This is a genomic window from Roseateles amylovorans, assembly GCF_025398155.2.
In the GTDB taxonomy this organism is placed as follows: Bacteria; Pseudomonadota; Gammaproteobacteria; order Burkholderiales; family Burkholderiaceae_C; genus Roseateles; species Roseateles amylovorans.
Map to the genome: position 1 here is coordinate 3,840,893 of NZ_CP104562.2, position 24,133 is coordinate 3,865,025.

The window sequence follows — 24,133 nt, forward strand, 5'->3', positions numbered from 1 at the left end:
TGCCCGCGCGGCCATGCGCTCGGCTCACGCGGAGTGCGTTGCACCGACCGCGCCGCGCCGATCACCGGATCACGGCGTACCGAACACGCCCCCCGCCTGACTGGCCTTGAACTCAGCGCACGAAGGCAGTTGCAGCAGCCGGATCACGTCGTTCATATTGAACGGATTGATCGTGGGCAGCGGCAGCAGCAGCTGGGTGATCGGCGTGTCGTATTTCTCTGCGATCGTGCGGTAGTTGAGGTAGGACGACTTCATGTTGCCGCCCTGGCTCTTCGGATGCGGATAGTGGATGGTGCTGGCCTGCCGGCTGAGCAGGAAGCGCGCGCCGTCCTGATGCAGGCGGTAGCCCAGATCGATGTCCTCGCCGCCCCAGGACTGCAGCTGTTCATCGAAGCCGCCGACGGCCCGGATCTGTTCAGTGCGGGCGGACACGTTGCAGGTCCAGTAGATCACCCAGGGGGCCGGCAGGTCGCCGAAGTGGTCCCCGTACTTGTCGTAGAAGGCCTCGCGGAAATCCAGTAGACCGGCCTGATGCAGCCTGTCGACGCTGCCACCCAGATCGTTGAAATCGACGGCGGCGACGATCTCGTCGGACGAGCTGTCGTCCAAGGTGAAGCCGTAGACATAGCCGACCACCGCAGCCGGTGTCGACGAGCTGGCATGCGTGGCCAAGTGCGCGCTCAGGCAGTCCGGATGCAGCAGCACGCTGGAATCGACGAAGACGCAGATGTCGCCGGTGGCATGGGCAATGCCGAGGTTGCGCGCCTTGGCCACCCGAAAGCCCAGGTCCTCCTGGAAGAAGTAGGACACGGTCAGGCGATCACGGAAAGCGTCGACCACCGCGGCGGTGTCGTCGCTGGAGCCATCGTCGACCACCAGCACCTCGAAGCGCGACCGGTCCAGCCGCTGGGCGACCAGGGAATCGAGCGTGTGCTTGAGCAGACGGGCTCGGTTGTAGGTCGGAATCACCACACTGCAGGTTTCAGGGCTGTTCACAGCGCTCATCCTTTCGTTGGACAGCGGCAGACAAGGCCGCGACAAACTGATTCACGCGCTCGGCGGTCACCCCGGGCGTGCACACGATGTGGCTCAGGCCACCCACGGCCGGCATCGGCCATCGACGAAGCACCTCGGCCGGCGGCGTCCGGAACACCACGGTCAAGGCGTCCGGATGACTGCGCCAGGCCTCCCAGCCGGCGCGATTCAATTGCTGCTCGGCCCGCTCAGCCAGTTGGCGGCACCGCTGCGCCAGGTCGCGCAGCCCACCCATGCCGAATCGACGCCACTGGAACCACAGCGCCAATGCGGCATGACCGCTGCGGGAACTGCTGACCAGGTCGGGCGCGCCGCACATGCGCACGGGTTCGTCCTCGGCCGAAGCGTGCGGGTGGGTGACGTGGGCGGCGTGGGGAGCGTGGGTGGCGTCGTCCGTCAGGGGTCTCGCCTCGTGCGCGACCCCCACGGTGGCCTGTGGATCGCGCGCCATCACCAGACCGCACGGGAACGGCACCCCGAGAAACTTGTGTCCGCTGAATGAGAGGCTGTCCACGCCGCAATGATTCAAGCCGAAGGGCACCTCGCCGCCCGCATTCAGCGCCAGCGGAATGCCGGCGAAGGCGGCGTCGGCATGCAGATAGGCGGCATCGACGCCCGCCCGCTGCAGCGCGCGGCGAATCTTCGGCACATCGTCCACCGCTTCGGTGAGCGTGGTGCCGATGGTGGCCACGACGATCGCGGCCGACGCGCCATCGGCCCGCAACTGCCGCTCCAGCGCGAAGTCATCCATTTCGCCCCGCGCATCGGTGGCGATGGCGACGGGCTGCAACCCTAGCAGGCGGGCGGTCCGGGCGACGCAGGAATGCGCGGCGGTCGAGTGGTAGACCCGCGCTCGCGGCAGCCGGGTGCGCGCGCACCACAAGCCGACCATGATGCCCTCGCTGCCGCCGGAGGTCACATAGCCCCAACGCTGCGACGGCGTGGCGGCGAAGAGCGTGGCGAATGCATCGACCAGCTCTCGCTCCAGGTCCTTGGTGTGCCAATCGAAGACGGGATCCTCCTCCGGATCGCCGTAGTTGTTGAGCTCATGCGAGAAGAACGCCATCAGCTCGGGCGGAAAGGCCGCCGACCAGCCGGGATAGCCCAGCTTGAACGGCTCTGCCGCCCGGAGCCGATCGAGCCGTTCATTGAGCGCGGTCAGCCAATCGCCGGCCGCAGCGGCAGTCAAGGAGGCCTGTGCGGCGAACTGCGCGCGAGACGGCGTATCAGACAGCTCATCAGACAGCTCATCAGACGGCGCCTCAGACGACGCGTGAGACGGCGTGTGAGACGGTCTATCAAACTGCGGACGAGACGGCACCGGCGCTGGCGCACTGGGTTGTGAGAGGGCATGCCCCGCCCTGTCGAGCGCCGGCCCGAGGACGCGCGTGCCGGCGCCCGTCACGACCGCCTCGCTTCGGCGATCTCATCGACCAGCGTGGCCAGCGCGTCGAACGGGTCGTAGCGGCCATATTCTTCGCTGAGTTGCCGGGCCCGCTCGCGGTAGCGCGAATCCGCCAGCACGGCCACCACGGCCTCGCGCACGGCGGGCGCATCGGGCGTGCCGGTGCGCAGGTCAATGCCGGTGCCGGTCCATTGAACGCGCGCGGCCACCTCGGGCTTGTCCTCCGAGTCTCCGGCCACGACCAGCGGAATGCCATTGCGCAAGGCCGTATTGACGCCGCCATAGCCGCCGTTGGTGACCATCACCGCGGCATGCGGCAACAGCTCGTTGAACGGCACATAGCCTTCCAACCGGGCATTGGCCGGCACCTGATTGCCGAGCAGCTCCCGCAGCTCGTCGGGCCCGTCGGCGCGCGCGGTGACGGCGATCACGGTGACGTCCAGATCGGCCAGCGCCAGCACCGTGGGCAGGATCAGATCGGTCAGATGCTCATTGGCCAGGGTGCCCTGCGTCACCACCACCACGGGACGCTGCGAGAGCTCATCCCACCAGTCCGGCCGGTGAGGCATGGGCGACTCCAACTGCCGCAATGCGCCGACCATGCGGAACGACGCTGGCGCCGTCGGCCGCGGATATTCGAAGCCGGGAATCGTCAGCTGCAGGTAGTGGTCCGGCACGGTGACGGCTGAGGTGAAGACGAAATCCGGCAGCGTGAAACCGATGGATTCGAAGACCGCCGCCGCATGGGCCTGCAGGTCGGCATAGATTTCCAGCGTTTCGTCATTCAAGGCGCGATGACGCGCCCGCCCCGCTTCGCCGGGCGTGTACGGAATGCCGGGGCCGAATGGCGGCGTGTCGTCGCTCAGCAGCGTAGGCGGTAGCACGCCGATGCCGACGGTCTTGGGGCCACCCGCCGCTGTGTCCATCGCGAAGGGCAAGGCGCCGAGGAAAACGGTGTCATGAATGATCAGATCCGCGCCGTGATCGCGGACCAGCGCGAGCAGATGCCGGTACTGCGCCGGCACGGCATCCACGAACACCCGGTGCCAGAAGAACTTGTGCATCTCCGGCCCGATGCGCACCAGGGCGCTCTCCGGGAAGACCGCCTCCATGTGACGGTCATCGAAATCGCAGGCGGCGGGCAATCGGTCATAGCGTACGCCGGTGGCCGACACCTGCTGGACAAAGCGCTCTCCGGTTGAAAACACGACCTGATGGCCTCGCCGCACCAGATCGGCGGAAATGGCCAGCAAGGGGCCGACGTGGCCTTGAAACGGCGTGGCGGCAACAACGATATGGGCCATGGTGGTCCTGATGAGGTTGAGCGATCACGGCGCCACTGCGCCGAACGGTCCGAGACGCGGCTCGGAGATTCCCCGGCGAGCCGATCAGCGGCTCACCACATCAGCGCAGCCCCACCCCGCAGCAGTGCGGGGGATGAGGACTCGCCTTCTCTGAACGGGGTCCGCACGGCGCCGTCTCGGAGGGACGGCGCCGCGATGGCGTCAAAGCGACTCGAGGAAGGTGAACACGGCGTCGCGATCGGCCTTGGACATCGACTCGAACAAGCTGCGGCTCTTCGCCGCCTCGCCGCCGTGCCAGGCGACGGCCTCTGCCAGGCTGCGGGCGCGGCCGTCATGCAGATAGCGCACGGTCGAGGCATCCGCGAAGCCGGTGCCCTTCTGCACATACTTGAGCGATCCCAAGCCCCACAGCGGCTGGGTTCGCCATTGGCTCGGACTCGCCTGGCCTTCGGTGAGGCCATCGGCCATCTCGGCGCCCATGTCGTGCAGCAGCAGGTCGGTGAACGGGCGGATCGTTTGGTGGCGCAATTCCTGGAACGGATGGCTGCCACCGGTCTTGAGTTCCGCACGATGGCAGGCGGTGCAGCGCGCCTGCGCAAACAGCTCGCTGCCGCGCTGAATCGCTGTCCGATCGGTCTCGGTGATGCGATGCTCCGGCGGCGTCACCGTGCCGTCGGTATAGCCGCTGGCGTACTTGCGCTGCGCGGGCACGCCCAGCAGTCGCAGGTAGCTGGCAATGCGATCGAGCTCGGCGGCCGACACCGCAGGCGTTGCCGTCGCCGTCTTGCAATCAGTCGCGCCGCGTTGGCAGCTCAAGTTGCGAAACGCGGGCGTGGTCACCGCCATGTCGAGCAGGAAGGCCTCGGCCGCCTGATGGCGCACCGACGCCTTGCCCGCCTTCCAGCCAAAGCGGCCCAGATGGCGCTTGCCCGTTTCGGGATCCACCGCCCAGTTCGGCACGCCGCGCACGCCGTCGGCATCCCGATCATCCGGATCCGCGAACGCCAGGATGGTGTTTTCGTCGATCGCTTCCAGCAGCCCGACGCCCATCACCTGCATGGCCTGCCGCACCGAGTATTGAGCCGGCGTGGGGCCCTTGAAGGCATAGACCGGCTTGCGCAGTTCGATCTTTTCGCCATCCGGCAAAGTCCGGACGGTGGTCTCGTAACCGCTGATGCTCACCGCACGATCGGGCTCGTCCGCCGACGACGCGATCTGCTGCACATTCAGCCCATAGGTCGCATCCGGCGTGATGCCGGCCGAGGTGCTGGCGGCTGCGGTCAGCACGGCAAAGCGATTCAGGCGCGCGCCGATCTCGGCCGCCGGACTGCGCCCATTCATCTGATGGCAAGCGAAGCAGCGCACTTCGTTGTAGCGCGGGCCTTGCTGGCCGGCATGGGCCGTGAACGTCGGATTGACGTCGGCGTTCTCCGAATGACGCCCGTCCTGGAAGGAGGTGTGGAACAGGCGACGGCCCTCCACGAAGCGCTGCATGTTGGCGATACCGATGTTGCCCACCGACTGCTGGAACAGCCGATGCGGCTCCTCCGAGTAGTTGTAGGACACGCTGGCCAGGCCGCCGAGCAAGGCGTCGTCGGGCAGCGGTGTGGTGTCGAGCTTGGGCGCGATGCCATACCAGGGCACGACGCCCTTCCCCACCACATACATCTGCTCGAGCGAATAGTCCCGCGACTGACCGCCGTCGATCAGGGCGATGGCGGTACCGGGCAGGTGGTCCAGGAACACGCCCGCGGTCATTTCGACCTTGTCGCCGATGCGCAGCTTGTTATCGAGCCGCGTGGTGATGCCTTGGTACTGCCGGTCGTCATCGAATCGCCAGTAGTCGGTGATGATCTGCGTGGCAATGCACAGCTCTTCGATCTTCTCCGACGGATTGCAACGCCGTGTCCCATCCTTTGGATGGTCGAACCCCACGCCGAGCTTCCAGCCGTATTCAATGACGCCAGGGTCCAATCGACGGAATGCATTGAAGCTGTTGTCGATCAGGGTGCCATTGTTCGGCTTCAGATACGCGGTGATGCGTTGACGGCCTGCGGGCACTTCATCGCGAATGACCAGACCGAAGGTGCGGTTCTGGAAATAGAACGGGGGAAACGCCAGGTAGTTGCCGGGGCCGCGATCGACCGGATCGGTCCACTCTTCCCCGCCTTCACGCGCATGGCGGGCGGTGGGGCGGAAGCCGATGAGCGTCACCAAGGTGCCGTCGGCTTCGGTGTACTGGATCTGCTCGGTCACCGGCGTGTTGCTGGCGAAGAGCGGCACCACATCGGGCACATCGGCATCCAGCCGACCTGGCGTCTGCGCCGAGGCGCCGCTGTCAGGCGGGGTGACCGCGACGGGTGGGAGCGTCGTCCCATCACCCGCGGAGGTCTTACCGCCGCCACAGGCGCCGAGCAGCAGCGCGGTGGTGAGCACCACTGCACTGTCTCTCGCCGCACGACCCAACCCTGACGTCCTGGCTTTGTTCTTCATGATGGCTTTTGTTTTATGACTCCCAAGGAAATGACAGAACAATGAATTGAGCCGGAATCGCTGGGCGCGGTATTGAGCTCAATCCATGCACTGCATTGCGCGGGACGGGTTCTATCCGTTCAATCGATTGCAGACAACTTTCGGTCTGAACCAAATCGAAAGGGTTTCAATGGGTCAAAGGAGGGACACGGGGGGCTGGGCTGTCATCGACTTCCTGGATGCAGGACCGAAAACGCGGCAGAGGGCGGTCGATGAGCGCTGATCGGCGAAGATGCGGCTGCTCGCGATCAAGTCTCCCGACTTGATTTAACGATCAATATGTTACGAAAGAAACGATTGGGACCGGAGAGTTACGGGTGGGTGAGGTGGGAAGGACTCGCTGGACCAGATCACCCACCGACCTGTCGATGGATTTCGCAGCCCCTGAGCGCTGGTGCGAATCGACTGCGTCGGGGCAGTGCTCTCCGGCGCGTTACGTGGTTATCTGTTCCGCATGGATGGCCTCGTAGCCTAGTAGAGGCGGCTCAAACACAGAATTCTTGACGCACCTCCAAAGCCACATCCTCGAGAGAAGACAGATGGAAGCCAACCCTAACGCCGTGAAGTCAAAGGTACTTGTTCGCCTTGAACAAGATGAGGACGGGTATCAGGGGTTCAGATTCAAGACCTGACCCCGAATTTCACGAATTCCATCCAAATATTTAATCCTCCTTTCGTCGAAACACAAAAACCTCACCAAGTTCCAAACAAATAGAGCCACCCCCATCAATGCGCACGCACAGTACACCAACATCAAAATCTGGAAAATCAGAAACAAGCTCCGTCTCAACAATGCTCATTGACTCTACGTCTGAGTCAGCCACAGGCCCATCGAAAACAGCACGAACCTTGATAGCTGCAGCCTCCCAACTGCACAGCACAGCTCGAACTCTCGGAGAAATAGCCCCCAAAAGGGCTCGCTGAACCGAGAGTAGAACACTGACTCGCAAACTTATTTCATTCATTTGATTTATTTGGCCGTGCGGGAACAATGTGAACTCCTTTACCGCTTTGATGAATCGTCCCATTGGTGGTCGGACTCTTGACACCGGTCGCGCCATCTACGTGATTACCGATCACCTCGCCGAAGTCAACGACTTCTTTAGACCCAGGTTGCCCGACAGGCGTTGCGCCAACTTGCCGCCCCGTCCCTGCCCCCTTATCTACAAGGCCCTGAGGGTCTGGGTGCGTAAGCTCACTTTTCCCTGGCTGGAAATTATTGTGCCCCGGCACATGTTTCCCCTGCTTTCCTTCTTCAATTTTCGGCCCTGACTTCCCTTCACCCTGGCTACCCTTTCCACCATCAGCATCACTCTTATCTCCGTCTGATTTGGACGCCGAGTGGAGCAATGCACCCAGCACCGTACCTCCAGTCAATCCAATGACAATCACCGCAACGGCAAGGGGTCCAAGACGGTCGTGACGGATGTCGGCGCGCTGCGCATCGACGTGCCGCGCGACCGGGAAGGCAGCTTTGAGCCGCAGATCATTGGCAAGCACGAGCGCCGCTTCACCGGGTTCGACGACAAGATCATTGCGATGTACGCGCGCGGAATGACGGTGCGCGAGATTCAGGGCTATCTCGCCGAGATGTACTCGGTGGATGTCTCCCCGGACCTCATCAGCCGGGTCACGGACGAGGTGATCAGCGAGGTCACGGCCTGGCAGACCCGGCCGCTGGAATCGATGTACCCGGTGGTGTTCTTCGACGCGCTGCGCGTGAAGATCCGGGAGGACGCGGTCGTGCGCTCCAAGGCTGTGTACTTGGCGCTGGGGGTGCTGCCGGACGGCACGCGCGACATCCTGGGCATCTGGATCGAGAACACCGAGGGCGCCAAGTTCTGGATGAAGGTCTTCAACGACCTGAAGACGCGCGGGGTCAACGACATCCTGATTGCGGTCACCGACGGGCTCAAGGGCATGCCTGAGGCGCTGGGCGCGGTGTGCCCGGCCACGACCTTGCAGACCTGCATCGTCCACTTGATCCGCAACAGTCTGGACTTTGCCAGCTGGAAGGATCGCAAGGCGCTGGCCACAGCGATCAAGCCGATTTACCAGGCCGTGAGTGCCGAGGCGGCCCAGGCCGCGCTGGACGAGTTTGAAGCTGGCGACTGGGGGCGCAAGTTCCCCACCGTCGTCAGCGCCTGGCGGCGGGCCTGGGACAAAGTCATCCCGTTTTTCGCGTTCCCGCCGGAGGTCAGGCGGGTGATCTACACGACCAACGCCATCGAGAGCATCAATGCGCGACTGCGCAAGATCATCAAGACCCGGGGCCACTTCCCCAGTGACGATGCCGCCACCAAGCTCATCTGGCTGGCGCTGCGAAACATCACCGAAGACTGGGGGCGGGCGGCCCACAACTGGAAATCGGCGATGAACCAGTTCGCGATCCTCTACGAAGATCGATTCACGAGATAGACCCGTAAGATCTCGATGCGCTTCACGAATTCAGTGAAGGCTCAATGTGCCTTACACACGGAAATTCGGACAGGCCCAGCGCCGTCCATCACTTCACACACGCCAAGAGGCGGGCGGACGGGTCGGCCGAAATGCAGACCCGCCAGCCGCAGTTGCAGTCAAGCCCCGCGCCAGCAGCCTTATCGCCAATCCTCAACGCCAAGCCACCGGAGGTGCTTCGGGGGAGCGCAAGTCCGCGCACCAAGGGCGCCGCCGGCAACGGGAGCGACCCGCGGCCTCAGCCCCCTCCGATCCCCCTACCCCGTCACACCGCCCACCGCAACATCGGCGCCGCAATCCCCACCGGCATCGCCACCGGCGGCTCCTCCCCGGGCACCCGCAGCACCCGGTCCAGCAACCGCTGCTCCAGCGCCGCAAAGGCCGCATCCCGCGGCCGCGGGCGCGGCAAGCCAATCCGAAGATCCAGCGCCAGTTGCCCCTCTTCGATCAGCAGCGCCCGGTCCGCCAGCGCCACCGCCTCGGACACATCGTGCGTCACCAGCAACGCCGTGAATCCGTGCCTCAACCAAAGCGTCTCGATCAGCCGCTGCATCTCGATGCGGGTCAGCGCATCCAGCGCCCCCAGCGGTTCATCCAGCAGCAGCAGGCGCGGCGTATGCACCAGCGCGCGGGCCAAGGCCACCCGTTGACGCTGACCGCCGGATAGCCGCGCCGGCCATTCACGCGCGCGGTCCGCCAGTCCCACCTGCGCCAGCGCCATCAGCGCGCGGTCTTTGGCATCCGGACCACGCAGCCCCAGCGCGACGTTGTCCACCACCCTCGCCCACGGCAGCAGGCGCGCGTCCTGGAACATGAACCGCGTGCTCGACGCCGCCCCGGCGCTGAGCGTCCCCCCGCTGGGCTGATCCAGCCCCGCCAGCAGTCTCAGCAACGTGCTCTTGCCGCAGCCGCTGCGGCCCACGATGGACACGAACTCCCCCGGCGCGATGTCCAGGTCCAGCCCCTTCAGCACCTGTCGGTCCCCGAAGGATTTGCCCAGGCCTCGAAGCTGAATGCGCTCACCGCCGGTGGGCGCTGCACGCGCCGTGACCGTAGGGGCCACATCGGTGCGGGCCTGACTCGGGCGGTCACTCCGGACCCGTGGCGCCTCAACCGCCTCGGGCCATTCACTCAACACATCGATCTCGGTGACGCTCATCATGTCTGGTACCCCGGATGCCAGCGCAGCCACGCGCGTTCAAGGCCTTGCGCCAGCAGGTCGGCCAGCTTGCCCAGCAACGCATAGATCAGGATGCCCACCAGCACCACATCGGTCTGCAGAAACTCGCGTGCATTCATCGTCATGTAGCCGATGCCCGATTGCGCCGAGATGGTCTCCGCCACGATCAGCAGCACCCACATCAGCCCCAAGGAGAATCGCAGGCCGACCAGGATGGACGCGGTGGCCCCCGGCAGGATCACCCGCCGATACAGCGCAAAGCCGGACAGGCCGTAGGAGCGCGCCATCTCGATCAGATCGCGGTCCACATTGCGGATGCCGTGGAAGGTGTTGAGATAGACCGGAAAGAACACCCCCAGCGAGACCAGGAACAGCTTGGCCGTCTCATCAATGCCGAACCACAGGATGACCAGCGGAATCAGCGCCAGCGGCGGGATGTTGCGCAGCATCTGCAAGGTCGTGTCCAGCGCCGTCTCCGCCCAGCGCAACGAGCCGGTGAGCAACCCCAGCAGCAGGCCCAGTCCGCCGCCGATGGCAAAGCCCAGCAGCGCACGGCCGGTGCTCACGCCCAGATGACGCCACAGCTCGCCGGAGGCCGACAGGTCTAATGCCGCCCGCGCCACCGCCGACGGCGCCGGCAGCACCCGGGTGGACAACCAGCCCCATTGCGCACTGAGCTGCCACAACAGCAGGATCAACGCCGGCAGCAGCCAAGGCAGCCAGGCATTGACGCGCCACCGTTGGACAGCGGAGAACGGTCGCCGGACCGTCAACGGCGGCGAAGGGATGGAGACCTCCGACATGGCTCAGCTCGCCGACGCCAGGCGCGTGGCGCCCGGCACATAGTTGTTGGCGACGATCTCGCCGAACGGCCCGGTGAGCTTGGGCGCGCTGATCTTTTCCTGCACGTCCAGCGGCAGCAGCGGGAACACCAGTTCCGCGAAGCGATAGGCTTCTTCCAGATGCGGATAGCCGCTGAGCACGAAGTACTCCAGGCCCAGATCCGCATAGGCCTTGATCCGGTCGGCCACCTGCTGCGGATTGCCCACCAGCGCGGTGCCCGCCCCACCTCGCACCAGGCCGACGCCCGCCCACAGATTGGGCGCGATCTCCAAGCCTTCACGGATGTTGGCCTTGTTGAACCGGCCGCTGTGCAGCTCCGCCATGCGACGCTGACCGACCGAATCCATGCTTGCGAATTTGGCCTGCGCCGCAGCGACGACGTCCTCGTCCAGATGCTGCACCAGCTCGGCCGCGGCGGCCCAGGCCTCGTCCTCGGTCTCACGAACGATCACATGCAGGCGGATGCCGAACTGCAGCTCGCGCCCCTTGGCCTCGGCCCGCGCGCGAACGTCGGCCACCTTCTCCGCCACCGCCTCGCGCGGCTCGCCCCAGGTCAGGTAGGTGTCGACTTGCGAGGCCGCCAGCTCATGTGCCGGTGCCGAAGAACCACCGAAGAACACGGGCGGATACGGCTTGCTGATCGGCGGATACAACAGCTTGCCGCCCTTGACCCGGAGCTGCTCGCCATCGAAGTCCACCGATTCGCCCTCGTGGCTCGCGGACAGCACGTCACGCCAGATCGTCAGGAACTCCTCCGACAGCGCATAGCGCTCCGCATGGGGCAGGAACAGGCCGTCGCCGGCGAGTTCATCGGGGTCGCCACCGGTCACCAGGTTCACCAGCAGCCGGCCACCGGAGAGCCGGTCCAGCGTCGCCGCCATGCGGGCCGACTGCACCGGTTGCACCAGCCCCGGACGCAGCGCGACCAGGAACTTCAGCCGGCGCGTCGCCTCGATCAGACTGGCGGCAACCACCCAGCTGTCCTCGCAGCTGCGGCCGGTGGGCAGCAGCACGCCTTCATAGCCGAGGCTGTCGGCCGCGATGGCAACTTGGCGGTAGTAGTTGAAGTCGGCCACGCGCGCGCCCTTGGCGGTGCCCAGGTAGCGAGAGTCGCCGTGTGTGGGAATGAACCAGAGGATCTTCATGGGGAGGCTTTCGCAGATTCAGAGACGGAGGAACGAGGAAACGGACAGACGAGGAAACAAGGAAAAGGGTCGATGCAGACCGGCTCAGTTCGCCGCGGTGCGCACCGACTTGGGCAGCGCATCGCTGATGCGGATCGGCTTGGGGATCAGCTTCAGTTCATGAAAGACATCGGCGATCTTTTGCTGCTCGGCAGCGATGGCCGGCGTGATCGGCTTGATGCCGTAGGCGAATCGCCCGGCGGCCAGTTCGGTGGTCGCCAGATCCAGACCGATCTGCGGCGACAGCAAGGTGGCAACCTCGCGCAGATTGCCTTCGGACCAGCGGTCGAGCTTGGCCAGTTCATCGACGATGGCCTGGACCACCTGCGGGTTCTTGTCCGCATAGCCGCGGGCCGCCAGGTAGAACTGGTGATTGGCGACCACGCCCTTGCCATCGGCCAGGACGCGCGCGCCGATCTGGCGCTCCGCCGCGGCCAGGAACGGATCCCAGATCACCCAGGCGTCGACCGAGCCCCGCTCGAACGCTGCGCGCGCATCGGCCGGCGGCAGGTAGACCACCTGGATGTCGCTGTACTTCAGGCCCTGTTTCTCCAGCAGCTTGACCAGCAGGTAATGCACGTTGGAGCCCTTGTTGAGCACCACCTTCTTGCCCTTGAGATCGGCCAGGCTGCGCAGCGGCGAATCCTTGGGCACGATCAGGGCCTCCGCCGTCGGCGCCGGAGGCTGGTTGGCCACGTAGACCAGGTCCGCACCGGCGGCCTGCGCAAAGATCGGCGGCGCCTCGCCGACGGTGCCGAAGTCGATCGAGCCGACGTTCAAGCCCTCCAGCAACTGCGGTCCGGCCGGAAACTCGGTCCATCGAACGGTGATGCCCAGCGGCGCGAGGCGCTTCTCCAGATCCCCTTTGGCCTTGAGCAAGGTCAGCGTGCCGTACTTCTGGAAGCCGATGCGCAGCTCGGACTTCGCAGTCGTCGGCGCCGGCGCGGCGGGCGATGGCGACTGCGCGTGTGACGGCATCATCCCGACGGACAGTGCAAGCACCGAAGCGGCCAGCGCGAGACGACGAGTGAGCGATGGGATCTGGGTCACGGGGAGTCCTTGGTGGTTCGAGGTGGGGCCGACAGGCACAGGAAAAAGAGGAAGGTCAGGAAGGTCAGGACGGTCGGTGAGGAAGACAACGACGATGAAGGCGTTCGACGCGGTACGAGCGAGCAGGCCATGCCGACGGCCGGCGCGAAGGCCACATCCGACCCGGGCCGCCCTTCGCGATCTGACACCTCGTGCCGATCGGAGGCGGGGTCCGCGACGACTGCGACCGCGCGACGCCTGCAGCCGCTCACAGCCCGTCAGGCTTGCGAGGCTTCCAATGCCGGATGCGGGACCCGTTCAAAGACCTGGGACGCGCCAATGGCCAGGCGTCGCGTGATCTCGTCGTCAATGCGGTAGTCGCCGTCCGGCTCGCGGGGAATGTGCGCATCGGTCGCATAGACGCCGTCCACATGCGCGCGCGCCCCCAGTGCCGACAGCACCGGCAGCAGGCCGTAGTCCAGCGCCAGCAGATGGGCCAGACTGCCGCCGGTGGCCAGGGTCCACACCGACTTGCCCATGAGCCCGTCCTGCGGCAACAGGTCCAGGAAGACCTTCAGCAGACCGCTGTAGGCCGCCTTGTAGATCGGCGTAGCCAGCACGACGACCTTCGCCTGCGCAACCGCTTCGAGGCTGGCCAGGATTTCGGGATGGTCGAACTCGGCATGCAGCAGCGGCTGGGCTGGCAGGTCGCGCAGCTTCAGGGTACGGGGCGCCAGCCCCAGGTGTTGAAGCCGCTCGGCAGCCCCCGCAAGCAGCGCGCCGGAGCGCGATCGGACACTGGGACTGGCGGCAATGAGGAGCACGGACATGGGCGTGGGGGAGTGAGGCTGCAATCGCTTCACTCTACGAATCGGCCCTCATCCACAGAACGAAGAACTTCGTGATTGCTTAGCCGGTTTGCGGCTATGGCGCACCAGAGCGGCAAAGCAGCCGCGCCCACGGCGCCTCATGACGTCGGGCACCCAGAGGCAGGAACACCCGTTCTACGCTTGCAATCGCTCCAAGGTGCGCAACAACTCGCCACGCAGATCGGCCACCGCCGCACTGCCCCGGCTGCGCGGATGCTGCAGTGGAATCTCCAGTCGCCGCACCACCCGTCCCGGCGCTGCGCCGAGCACCAGCACCCGGTCGCTCAGCAGGATGGCTTCCTCCACGTCATGGGTGACGATCACCAGGCTGCTGCCGTGCGCGCGCGCCAGCGACAGCACCAGGTCCTGCAAGCGCATGCGGGTGAAGGCGTCCAGCGCCGAGAACGGCTCATCCAGCAGCAGCACCCGCGGCCGGGTGTAGAGCGCCCGGGCGATCGCCACCCGCTGCGCCTGTCCGCCGGAGAGCTGCTTGGGCAGCGCTTCACCCAGGCCGCACAGGCCGACTTCGTCGATCAGATGGGCGACCCAGGCGGCGTCATGCCCCTGCCCGAGATCGAAACCGATGTTCTCCGCCACCGTCAGCCACGGGAACAGGCGCGGCTCCTGGAAGACCACGCCGATGTCGCGGCTGGGGCCGTGCAATGCACGACCGTCGAGCTGCACCTGACCGTCATAGTCTGGATCCAACCCCGCAAGGATGCGCAGCAAGGTGCTCTTGCCGCAACCGCTCGCGCCGACCAGCCCCAGTACTTCGCCGGCGGCGAGGCTGAATTCGATGTCGGACAGCACCGGCACGTCGGCGCCGTGCAGCAACGTCGCACCCGCGACAGGTTCCGGCAGATCGCCTGACGTTGAGTCCGGGGAGAGACTCGCAGCACGCTCCGAGTCCAATGACTCTCCTCCTGCGAGCGACGGCTCCGCGACCGCTGCCAAGCGGCGATCGGGTGCCGTGACGGCGCCCCTCGCTCCAGCACGCGGCCCGAACTGTTTGCGACGAACACGCAGATGCAACAGAGTCATGTCGATCCTCCAAAGCTGTCCCGCCAGCCCAGTGCACGGCGCTCGATCGCGGCCATGATGCTGTCGCTGAGCTTGCCCAGCACCGCCAGCAGCACGATGGCGGCCAGCACGATGTCGGCGCGGCTGGTCTCGCGGCCATCGGTCAGCAGATAGCCGAGACCTCGGCTGGCGGCGATCAGCTCGGCCGCGACCATGAACATCCAGGCCAGGCTGAGCCCGTTGCGCAAGCCGGTCAACAGCGCCGGCAAGGCGGCTGGCAGCAAGACCCGTCGTGCAAGCGCGAAGCGGCCCAGTCCCCGCAGCCGAGCCACCTCGACCAGCTTGCGATCCACATCCCGAAAGCCCGAGGCCACGCCCATGTAGACGGGGAAGAAGGCGCCGATGGCGATCAGCACCACCTTGGACGCCTCATCGATGCCCAGCCACAGCAACAGCAACGGCACCCAGGCCAGCGAGGGAATCGCCCTCAAGGCCTGGAAGCTGGGCGTGAGCAAGGCGGCCGCCAGCGGCGACAACCCGACCAAGGCCCCCGCCAGCACTGCGGCCCCGGCCCCGATGGCAAAGCCCGCAAGCACCCGCAGCGTGCTGGCCAGGATGTGTTGCCCCAGCCCGCCCTGTGTCGCCAGCTGGCTCAGCGTCACCGCCACCTCGCTGGGCGCCGGCAGCAGATGCGGCGCGATCCATCCCAGGCGCACAGCCAGTTCCGCCCACACCAGCAACCCCGCCGGCAGTAGCAACCCGAGCAGCCAGGCGGGCCATTGGCGCGGTGAGCGCCAGGCCGCACCAGCCGACGCACCACCGATGTCTCCCGACGGTGACGCCGACCTGGTTGCCTCGGACGGGACGCCGCCTGAAGCCGCGGCGTTGGGAATCGACGCCGACGGCCATGCCGAAGCCGATGTCGTCGACGGGAACGACGTCGTCGTTGTGGTCGATGTGCTCGATGTGGCGGAACACGTCGATGTGGTCGATAGGGTCGATAGGGTCGATGTCGTCGATGCCGACGTCCACCGTGTCCACCGCGTCCATCGGGTCGACGGCCCGTCCGTGCCCGTGCGCACCGACGTCCCCGCCCCGGCCGGCGACAGCGCGCTCGCGATCAGCTCATGGTCGCCCGCCATCGTCGCCTCAGGCCTTGAGCAGCGACGCGGCGAACCGGGTGTCCACCAGCTCCGCCACGGTGCGGTTCAAGTCGGTGCCGGGCTTGACCAACTGTTCAGCCACCAGGATCGGCGCGGCGGCCTGCAGCGCCTTCACATGCTCGCCCGACGGCTGAGGATTTGAGAAGTCGGTGCGCAGCTTCAATTGCAGCAGCGCCACCGGCAAGCTGACCTTCGCTTCTTCTGACAGGATGCGCGCGGCTTCCGACGGATTGGCCTGGGTCCACTGCCGTGCCCGCTCGTAAGCCAGGATCACGCGTTGCACCTCGCGCGGATACTTGGCCAGGAAGTCCTCTCGCACGTTCAGAAAGCCGTAGGTGTTGAAGCCGACATTGCGATAGAGCAGCTTCGATCCAGCGCCCAACTCGCTCGCGGCCATGTGCGGGTCGAGTCCGGCCCAGGCGTCCACGCGGCCCTGCTCCAGGGCGGCCCGTCCGTCGGCATGCTGCAGGCTGACGTGTTCGATGTCGGTCCGCTTCAGCCCCACCGTGTGCAGCGCGCGCAGCAGGAACAGGTAGGGATCGGTGCCCTTGGTCGCCGCCACCTTCTTCCCCTTCAAGTCCGCCAGCGAGCGGATGTTGGCATCCGGCCGCACCACCAGCGCGGTCCATTCCGGTCGCGAGTAGATGTACGGCGCGCGGATCGGATTGCCATTGGCTCGCGCCAGCAGCGCTGCCAATCCGGCGGTGGAGCCGATGTCCAGGCTGTCCGCATTGAGGTACTCCAGCGCACGATTGCTGCCGGCACTCAGCACCCATTTGACGGCGATGCCGTCCTTGCGGAAGTCCTCCTCCAGCCAGCCAAATCGACGCAGCACCAGGCTGGTGGGCGAGTAGTAGGCATAGTCCAGCCGCACCTCCTTCGGGGCTTCCGCCGCGAAGGCCCGGTTGCTGAGACTGGCGGCCAGGCCGCCGCCCAGCGCGAGAGCCAGCGTGTCGCGACGATTGAGTCGGCCCAGCGAACGGCCCGACGCGGTCGCCGTGGAGGAAATGCCGGCCGCTGCGGCATCGTGCTCACCCATGGCATCAGGGCGCGCCTCGGTGGCGTCGGTGGAATGGCGGCCCAGGCCGCGCTTGTTCGGGACATTCATGCAACAGGCTCCGTCAACGATCGGGGTTGTGGTTGTGGTCGTGTTTCTTGTGGTTCCGGCGACGCGCCCGACTGCGGCACCGGCTCAGGCAGCGCATCCAGCCGAATCCGCCGCCCCGCATGGGAGGCGGGCAAGCGGGGACCGTGGCCGAAGAGCTTGTGGCGCAACGTGACCGGCTTCAGGGGCTTGGCGGCCGGCGTTGCGGCGTCGGCACTGTCGGCATGGAGGACGTGCTCCGCCGGATACCGCCCGCGCCGCTGCAACTCCGGCACCACCAGCTCCACCACATCGCGGAAGGTTTCATGGGCCAGCGCGTAGGTGAGGTTGAAGCCATCCAGTCCGGTGGCCTCCTGCCAGGCGATGAGTTGGTCCGCCACCTGCGACGGGTCACCGACCAGCACCGGTCCGCGTCCGCCCAGGCCGATGAATTCGGCCGCTTCGCCGACGGTCCATCGCCGGGTGGGATCAGCGCTGCTGAAGGAGGCCAGCGCGGTGCGGCCGGCCTGGGTGTCGAGGTAGTCGATGGTCGCGTCGCGCGGGTAGCGGCTGAAATCGACACCGGTCCAGCCGGAGAGCAAGGCCAGCGCCGCCTCGATGTCGATGTGGGCCCGCAGGTCCGCCAGCTTGGCCTGGGCCTGGGCCGCGGTCGGGGCGGTGATGATCAGGGCCTGTCCGTAGATCAGCAGGTCCCGTCCTTGCCGGCCGGCCGCCACGGCGCTGGCACGCAGGCCGTCCACATAGCCCTTCACCACCGCGATGGTGGGGCCGCTCACGAACACGCACTCGGCATGCTTGCCGGCAAATGCCCGGCCGCGGCCGGAGGTGCCGGCCTGGAACAGCACCGGCGTGCGCTGCGGCGACGGCTCGCACAGGTGGACGCCGGGCACCTGGTAGTGCGGACCACGATGGCGGATGGCATGAACCTTGGCGGGATCCGCATAGACCCGACCCGCTTTGTCGCGGCGTACCGCGTCGTCCTCCCAGCTCAGTTCCCAGAGCTTGTAGACCACGTCCAGGTAGTCGTCGGCCAGGTCATAGCGATCGTCATGGGCCAGTTGCGAAGACTGTCCCAGGTTGCGGGCCGCGCTGTCCAGATAGCCGGTGACGATGTTCCAGCCGACGCGCCCTCGCGTCAGATGGTCCAGCGTCGACATCCGACGGGCAAAGCTGTAGGGCGGCTCGTAGGTCAAGGCGCAGGTCACGCCGAAACCAAGCTGCGTGGTCACTGCGGCCATCAGCGGAACGAGCGCCAGCGGATCGTTCAGCGGCACCTGCACCGCATGGCGCAAAGCGGCATCGGGCGAACCGGCGTGGACGTCGTACACGCCCAGCACATCGGCCAGGAAGATGCTGTCGAATCGGCCGCGTTCCAGCAGCCGTGCCAGGTCTTGCCAATACTCGGGCTCGGTGTAGCGATGGGATTCGTCCCGGGGATGGGTCCACAGACCCGGCGATTGGTGGCCCACAGTGTTCATCGCAAACGCATTGAAGCGAATGGGCTTCACTGGGGTGGAGGGCGTGCCGCCCTCGCCGGTCTCAGCAGTCGTGGCGCTCATCGTGATCTCCGGCGGCATCGGTCATTGCAGGAAGGCCGGACGCGCATAGCCCGGGAAGCGCTGGTCCAGCACTGCCTTGAACTCCTTCGCGCGGAAGGCATCGGCCAAGTCGCGGGTCCAGCGTTGGTCCTTGTCCTGGCCCTTCACCGCCACCACCAGCATGTAGTGGTCCGGCGTCTTCTCCAGCACCAGGGCGTCGGTCAGCTTGAGGCCGCTGGAGATGGCGAAGTTGCCGTTGACGATGGCGTATTCCGCATCGTCCAGCGTGCGCGGGATCTGCGCGGCTTCGATGGGCTGCAGCTTGAGCCGCAGCGGATTGCTGGCGACGTCCTTCTCGGTGACCCGGATCGGATCGGCGCCTGGCTTGAGCGTGAGCAGCTTCTGCTCGGCCAGCAGCGCCAGGCCGTGCGCGAGATTGGCCGGATCGTTGGCCAGGGTGATGCGGTCGCCGGGCTGCACCTCGGCCAGGCTCTTGCGCTTCTTCGAATAGATGCCGAACGGCGCCATCGGGCCCTGCACCACATCGACCAGATCCAGCTTGCGATCCTCGCGGAAGCGGTTGAGGTAGGTGATGTGCTGGAAGAAGTTGGCATCCAGCGCGCCCTGCGCCAGCGCAATGTTGGGCTGCACATAGTCGTTGAACTCGACCAGCTTCACCCGGTAGCCCTTTTTCTCCAGCAAGGGCTTGATGCCCAGCCGCAGCACCTCGAGGTCGTTCTTCAGCAGGTTGAACTGCTGGAAGATCATGCCGATGCCCTGCCGCGCGCGGCGCAACTCACCGGCGGAGAGCGAGGTCAGCGCCTGCCCCGCGACGAGCACGCGGCCGCGATCCGGCCGCTCCAGCAGGTTGATCAGTCGCAGCAAGGTGGACTTGCCGGCGCCGCTCTTGCCGATCAGGCCGAGGATCTCGCCCGCCTGGACATCGAGGCTGATGTCGCGCACGGCGTCGAACTGGCGCCCATCGGGCAGGCGAAAGGAGCGGGACAGCGATTCGAGCCGGATCAGCGGTGCCGTCGGTGTCGGCGGTGTCGGCGTGTTCGGCGGCGTATCGGGAGAGGCGGTCATGGCGGCGATCCGTGATCGGGGCGAAACGATCTGAGGTCCGAGGGGCTGAGAGGTCTCCAAGGACATCAGGAATAAGCCGTCGGATCGGGCACGCGGGCATCGAGCTGATAGCGCCCGAGGTCGCGGAGCTTGTAGTCCACCGGGTCGTGCAGGGTGTGCACCCGCACGTTGCGCCAGAAGCGGTCCAGGCCGAAGCGGGCCGAGGTGCTGCGCGCCCCGGTGAGTTCGAACAGTTGGCTGGACACCTGCAGCCCCGCACGATGCGCCAGCACCTTGGCCTCCGCACCGGCGACCGCCACCTGGCCGCGTTCCGGCGCCGTCAGCGCGTCGCCGCGGTCGAGCGCATGGCGCAGTCGCGCCACGGCGTCCGCCGTCACGGCCTGGGCCGCGCGGACATGCAGCCAGAGATCGCCATAGCGGTGCTGCACCAGCGGATCGTCGCCGGCCCGCGCCACGCCGGACGCGAACCAGGCGCGGCTCTCGTGCGTGGTGTAGTGACGAGCCGCCTCGAACGCCCCTTCGGCAATGCCCAGGTAGAGATGGGTCATCACCAACTGCGCGATCTGGGACCGCAGGGTGGCCCGTGGCGTCGGCGTCTCGCCGGGCAACTGCAGCAGTTCTTCATCCGACAGCCAGACCTGGTCGAAGCGCACGGTGCCGCTGTCGGTCTGGCGCTGGCCGAAGGCATCCCAGTCGTTCTCGACCTGCACTCCGTCGCGCCGCGTGGGCACGATGCCGATCAGGAAGCCACCGTCCTCGGTAGCGGCAGATAGGGTGAGCCGATCCGAGCCCAAGGCGCCGGAGCAGAAGCTCTTCACGCCGTTCAAGCGCCAGCCGCCGTCGACCAGCGTGGCGCGCAAGCGGGTGTCGGCCGGGTTGAGGGCGTTGCCCCAGAACAGGCGCTGTTCCGCGGTCTCGCGCAGGTGGCTGGCACCGTGGGCCACGGCGGCGGGGCCTCGATAGAGGGCCACGCCATAGAGCTGCAAGTGATGGAAGCCCAGCACATGCGCCAGCGAGCTGTCGACCCGCGCCACCGCCCGCACCGCGTCATAGAACGCCGCGATGTCGCCGCCCTGCCCGCCCAGCTCGGTGGGAATGGTCAGCGCCAGCAGGCCGCTGGCACGGATGAGTTCGCGTTCCTGCGCCGCGTGCCCGCCCGCCTGGTCGCGACGCACCGCCGTGGCGGCGAGCTGCGCCACCAGCTCGGCAAGCGCGTCGCTCGGCAACGGCTCACGCGCACTCGTGGCGGGCGTGTCGGCGATGGACGGCACGGCGCCATTCGCCGTGGTGACAGCGGAGGACGGGACGGTCGAAAGGACGGACGAGGCTTCGGCGGAGGACGCCGGGCGACTCAACAGACGGCTGCTCATGGACGGGGTCGCTTGCGGACAAGCGTGGATGGCAAGACGCGGCCGAGTGTTCCCGGCCGCCTCCACCCCGTGAAGCGAGGAATGCGTCTGTGCTTATGCGTGCAGCGCGCAAGCAGCGCTGATGCGCAGCGCCAGCGTCAGGGCTTGACCCAGCTGGAGGCGTTCTGCTTGGCTTGCTGATTGCTCTGGATGCCCACGTCGAACTGCCGAGCCCGCAGCACTTCGCAGCAGCGCTCGATGTGGGCCTTGTCCGGATGCCACGGGCCGGCGCTGAAGGCGCTGCTGTTGAGATTGGCGGACTTCGTGTAGACGACGCGCCAAAGAACTTGTTTCAGATCCACGGGGCAAATTCCCTGCGGTTGAGGACCGACGAGGGCCGAGCGGCCGTCAGCAGTCTGCGGTGTCGCGGGCGGCATCCCGAAGCGCGTGTGCATCACGCGCAGCGGCGATGCCTGATTGTCCGCGTCACCCCGCCCTCAGTGAATACCCTAGACCTCAGGCGGGCCGGACACGTCGTGAAGAACTGCCGGCCATCGGGCCCCTTGTGCGCCGATCGCCCCGCACGCCGGCCCCATCGGCGCGATGCCCCTGCCCATCGGCCCTTCGGACGGACGAGGTGCCGCTGTCTCCCGTGCGACAGGGCCGGTGGCACCACGGTGGCGCGCGTGGGGCAGCTCCTGCGTCATCGGGGTCGGCGCGCGCTAACATGCCGGCGCTCGTCCGGTGATCACCGGCGAGGCTGTGCAACCTGCCTGGCTGTGGAAGCCATCACCATGAACCTCTTGCTGGCCGAAGACGATGCCATCCTGGCGGACGCCCTGTGCGAACAGATGCGGGCGCTGGGTTTCGATGTCGAGCACGCGCCCAATGGCGCGGTGGCGCAATACCTGCTGGCCAAGCAGGCCTTCGACATGGTGGTGCTGGACATCGGCCTGCCGATGGTTGACGGGCTGGAAGTGCTGCGCCAGCTGCGCCAGCATGACGCCTCGCTGCCGGTGCTGATCCTGACGGCGATGGACAGCCTGGAAGACCGCGTCGCCGGCCTGAATGCCGGTGCCGACGACTACCTCACCAAGCCCTTCGATTTCCCCGAACTGGAAGCCCGGCTGCGCGCGCTGATGCGCCGCAGTCGCGCCCTGAAGGCCAGCAACGAGCTGGGCCAGTTGAGCATGCAGCGCGAGACCCGCAGCGCGCAGGTGCACGGCGAGACGCTGGAACTCAGCCCGCGGGAATTCGATCTGCTGGACCTGCTGCTCACCCATCAGGGCCGTGTCATCACCAAGGAGCAGATCAACCAGGTCTGGTCCGGCGATCGCGGCGAAGGCGTGGCGGCCAACAATGCGGTGGAGGTCTATATCCATCGCCTGCGCCGCAAGCTCGAAGGCGCCCAGGTGGCCATCCGCACGGTGCGCGGTCTGGGCTATCTGCTGGAGCTGGAGCGCACCTGACGCATGTACTCCCTGAAGCGACAGCTCCTGCTGTGGCTGCTGCTGCCCCAGTTGGTGCTGTGGCTGGCCGGCGCCCTGTTCAGCTACCGGCTGGCCGGCCGCTATGCCAATGAGGCGGTCGACGCCACGCTGGCCCAGGCGGTGCGATCGCTGTCGCGCCAGGTCAAGCCGATGGGCAACGGGCTGCTGATCGACTTCCCCCGCGCGGCTCAGGACGTGCTGGAGGCCGATCCCAACGACAAGCTGCTCTATACCGTCAGCTCTCCCCCGGGCAAGTTCATCCTGGGCAACCGCAACCTGCCCAGTCCGCCGTCGATGCCGGCCAGCCCGCCGATGGGCGAGGCCCAGTTCTACGACGGCGAAATCGACACCCCCGAACGCCCGGAACTGCGCCAAGGCGCGCCGGTGCGGGTGGCAGCGCTCTACCTGCAGTTCGGCGAGAACCCGCGCGATCAGCAGACCATGCTGGTGCAGGTGGCGCGTTCCAGCGCCAACCGCGAGCTGCTGGCGCGGCGGCTGTTGATCGACACCATGCTGCCGCTGTCCCTGTTGATCGTGCTGATGAGCATGATCGTGTGGGCGGGCGTGGGCGCCGGTCTGGCGCCGATCTCGCGACTGCGCCGGCTGGTGGAGGGCCGCCGTCCCAACGATTTGCGGCCGATCGAGCTGGATGCCGCGCCGCAGGAGCTGCGCACGCTGGCGCAGGCGATCAACGACCTGCTGGAGGCTGTCAGCCACAACGTGCAGAGCCAGCGCCGCTTCATCAGCGACGCCGCGCATCAACTCCGCACGCCGCTGGCGGGCCTGAAGAGCCAGAGCGAGCTGGCCCTGGCCGAAGCACCGCCCGGCCCGCTGACCGCGCGGCTGGCGCGGGTGCATGAGAGCGCGACCCGCAGCGCCCACCTGGTGAATCAGTTGCTGGCACTGGCCCGCACCGAGCCGGAATCGGTCACCCGCCAGCCCCTCACCCGGTTGGACCTGACGCGCCTGGCCCGCGAAGTCACCGCCGAGCTGGTGCCCCGCTCGCTGCTCCAGCAGGTGGACCTGGGCTTCGATGAGGACGAGCCGCTGGCCGACATCGAGGTCATGGGCATCAACCTGCTGCTGCGGGAAGCGCTGGTGAATCTCGTGGACAACGCCATGCGATATGCCGGCCGCGGCGCCACCGTCACCGTGCAGGTGCGACGGGCCCAAGGCAGCGCCAACGGCAGCACGGCCAGCAGCGCCGCCAGTCCCGTCCATGGCCATGGGCATGGGCACGGACATGCGGCCCACAATGCCCCGGGATCAGGCAGCATGGCCGCGCAGGTCAGCCATGAATGCGCCGAACTGCTGGTGACCGACAACGGCCCCGGCGTGCCGCCCGCGATGCAGGACAAGGTCTTCGAGCGCTTCTTCCGCGGCACCCATGAAGGCAACGGCTGTGGCCTGGGGCTGGCGATCGTCAAGGAGATCGTGGAGCGGCATGGTGGCCAGGTCTCGATGACCAACGTCTCGCCGCATGGCCTGCAGGTGCGGATGCGCCTTCCGCTCGCGGCAGCGGTCTGAGCGGGGGTCGGCGCACG

21 protein-coding genes are annotated in these 24,133 nt (G+C 66.7%); 3 read left to right on the forward strand and 18 right to left on the reverse strand.

Annotated elements, in window-relative coordinates:
- Positions 1 to 69: 69 nt before the first annotated feature.
- The 6 genes from N4261_RS15910 to N4261_RS26150 all read right to left on the reverse strand — a co-directional run bounded on the left by N4261_RS15910 (position 70) and on the right by N4261_RS26150 (position 7,668).
- Positions 70 to 996, reverse strand: a complete 927-nt coding sequence (locus N4261_RS15910; protein WP_261756265.1) for a glycosyltransferase — start codon at positions 994 to 996, stop codon at positions 70 to 72.
- A complete protein-coding gene (locus N4261_RS15915; RefSeq protein WP_261756266.1) occupies positions 983 to 2,224 on the reverse strand; it encodes an aminotransferase class V-fold PLP-dependent enzyme in 1,242 nt (413 codons plus the stop codon). The genes N4261_RS15910 and N4261_RS15915 overlap by 14 nt, the downstream gene beginning before the upstream one ends.
- A gap of 212 nt (positions 2,225 to 2,436) precedes the next feature.
- Positions 2,437 to 3,744: a glycosyltransferase gene (locus N4261_RS15920; RefSeq protein WP_261756267.1), complete on the reverse strand. Its 1,308-nt coding sequence runs from the start codon at positions 3,742 to 3,744 to the stop codon at positions 2,437 to 2,439.
- A 201-nt stretch (positions 3,745 to 3,945) separates the two neighbouring features.
- Positions 3,946 to 6,237, reverse strand: a complete 2,292-nt coding sequence (locus tag N4261_RS15925; RefSeq protein WP_261756268.1) for a di-heme oxidoreductase family protein — start codon at positions 6,235 to 6,237, stop codon at positions 3,946 to 3,948.
- 701 nt (positions 6,238 to 6,938) lie between these two features.
- Positions 6,939 to 7,304 carry a MafI2 family immunity protein gene (locus N4261_RS15930; RefSeq protein WP_261756269.1) on the reverse strand — a complete coding sequence of 122 codons (366 nt, stop codon included), beginning with the start codon at positions 7,302 to 7,304 and terminating at the stop codon, positions 6,939 to 6,941.
- The gene (locus tag N4261_RS26150; protein ID WP_354005370.1) at positions 7,234 to 7,668 is read right to left on the reverse strand and encodes a polymorphic toxin type 50 domain-containing protein; all 435 of its coding nucleotides are present in this window, start codon (positions 7,666 to 7,668) and stop codon (positions 7,234 to 7,236) included. The genes N4261_RS15930 and N4261_RS26150 overlap by 71 nt, the downstream gene beginning before the upstream one ends.
- Here N4261_RS26150 and N4261_RS15935 point away from each other — a divergent pair.
- On the forward strand, positions 7,618 to 8,694 hold the full coding sequence (locus N4261_RS15935; RefSeq protein ID WP_261756270.1) for an IS256 family transposase: 1,077 nt from the start codon (positions 7,618 to 7,620) through the stop codon (positions 8,692 to 8,694). The two genes, N4261_RS26150 and N4261_RS15935, sit on opposite strands and share 51 nt — an antisense overlap.
- Positions 8,695 to 8,998: 304 nt before the next feature.
- Here the strand turns inward: N4261_RS15935 and N4261_RS15940 are convergent, their stop codons facing one another.
- The 12 genes from N4261_RS15940 to N4261_RS15995 form a co-directional block, all read right to left on the reverse strand.
- Complete coding sequence (locus tag N4261_RS15940; protein WP_435531935.1) at positions 8,999 to 9,895, reverse strand: ATP-binding cassette domain-containing protein; 897 nt, start codon at positions 9,893 to 9,895, stop codon at positions 8,999 to 9,001.
- Positions 9,892 to 10,716: an aliphatic sulfonate ABC transporter permease SsuC gene (gene ssuC / locus N4261_RS15945; protein ID WP_261756271.1), complete on the reverse strand. Its 825-nt coding sequence runs from the start codon at positions 10,714 to 10,716 to the stop codon at positions 9,892 to 9,894. The genes N4261_RS15940 and ssuC overlap by 4 nt, the downstream gene beginning before the upstream one ends.
- Positions 10,717 to 10,719: 3 nt before the next feature.
- The gene (gene ssuD, locus N4261_RS15950; RefSeq protein ID WP_261756272.1) at positions 10,720 to 11,901 is read right to left on the reverse strand and encodes an FMNH2-dependent alkanesulfonate monooxygenase; all 1,182 of its coding nucleotides are present in this window, start codon (positions 11,899 to 11,901) and stop codon (positions 10,720 to 10,722) included.
- 84 nt (positions 11,902 to 11,985) lie between these two features.
- Positions 11,986 to 12,918 (reverse strand): sulfonate ABC transporter substrate-binding protein, encoded by a 933-nt coding sequence (locus N4261_RS15955; RefSeq protein ID WP_261760731.1) that lies wholly within the window; start codon positions 12,916 to 12,918, stop codon positions 11,986 to 11,988.
- Between the two features lie 329 nt (positions 12,919 to 13,247).
- A complete protein-coding gene (gene ssuE, locus N4261_RS15960) occupies positions 13,248 to 13,799 on the reverse strand; it encodes an NADPH-dependent FMN reductase (protein WP_261756273.1) in 552 nt (183 codons plus the stop codon).
- A gap of 174 nt (positions 13,800 to 13,973) precedes the next feature.
- A complete protein-coding gene (locus N4261_RS15965) occupies positions 13,974 to 14,750 on the reverse strand; it encodes an ABC transporter ATP-binding protein (protein ID WP_354005371.1) in 777 nt (258 codons plus the stop codon).
- Between the two features lie 125 nt (positions 14,751 to 14,875).
- A complete protein-coding gene (locus N4261_RS15970; protein ID WP_261760733.1) occupies positions 14,876 to 15,682 on the reverse strand; it encodes an ABC transporter permease in 807 nt (268 codons plus the stop codon).
- Between the two features lie 325 nt (positions 15,683 to 16,007).
- The gene (locus N4261_RS15975) at positions 16,008 to 17,129 is read right to left on the reverse strand and encodes an aliphatic sulfonate ABC transporter substrate-binding protein (RefSeq protein WP_261756274.1); all 1,122 of its coding nucleotides are present in this window, start codon (positions 17,127 to 17,129) and stop codon (positions 16,008 to 16,010) included.
- The gene (locus tag N4261_RS15980; protein ID WP_261756275.1) at positions 17,126 to 18,685 is read right to left on the reverse strand and encodes an LLM class flavin-dependent oxidoreductase; all 1,560 of its coding nucleotides are present in this window, start codon (positions 18,683 to 18,685) and stop codon (positions 17,126 to 17,128) included. Before N4261_RS15980 ends, N4261_RS15975 begins: the two co-directional genes overlap by 4 nt.
- A 21-nt stretch (positions 18,686 to 18,706) precedes the next feature.
- Positions 18,707 to 19,750 (reverse strand): MetQ/NlpA family ABC transporter substrate-binding protein, encoded by a 1,044-nt coding sequence (locus N4261_RS15985; RefSeq protein WP_261756276.1) that lies wholly within the window; start codon positions 19,748 to 19,750, stop codon positions 18,707 to 18,709.
- A gap of 65 nt (positions 19,751 to 19,815) precedes the next feature.
- Entirely contained in the window at positions 19,816 to 21,120 is a 1,305-nt protein-coding gene (locus N4261_RS15990) for an acyl-CoA dehydrogenase family protein (protein WP_261756277.1), read from the reverse strand.
- Between the two features lie 137 nt (positions 21,121 to 21,257).
- Positions 21,258 to 21,461 carry a hypothetical protein gene (locus N4261_RS15995; RefSeq protein WP_261756278.1) on the reverse strand — a complete coding sequence of 68 codons (204 nt, stop codon included), beginning with the start codon at positions 21,459 to 21,461 and terminating at the stop codon, positions 21,258 to 21,260.
- A gap of 432 nt (positions 21,462 to 21,893) precedes the next feature.
- On the opposite strand from N4261_RS15995, the gene N4261_RS16000 reads away from it, so the two are divergent.
- Positions 21,894 to 22,568 carry a response regulator transcription factor gene (locus N4261_RS16000; protein ID WP_261756279.1) on the forward strand — a complete coding sequence of 225 codons (675 nt, stop codon included), beginning with the start codon at positions 21,894 to 21,896 and terminating at the stop codon, positions 22,566 to 22,568.
- 3 nt (positions 22,569 to 22,571) lie between these two features.
- On the forward strand, positions 22,572 to 24,116 hold the full coding sequence (locus N4261_RS16005) for a sensor histidine kinase (protein ID WP_261756280.1): 1,545 nt from the start codon (positions 22,572 to 22,574) through the stop codon (positions 24,114 to 24,116).
- Positions 24,117 to 24,133: the final 17 nt, after the last annotated feature.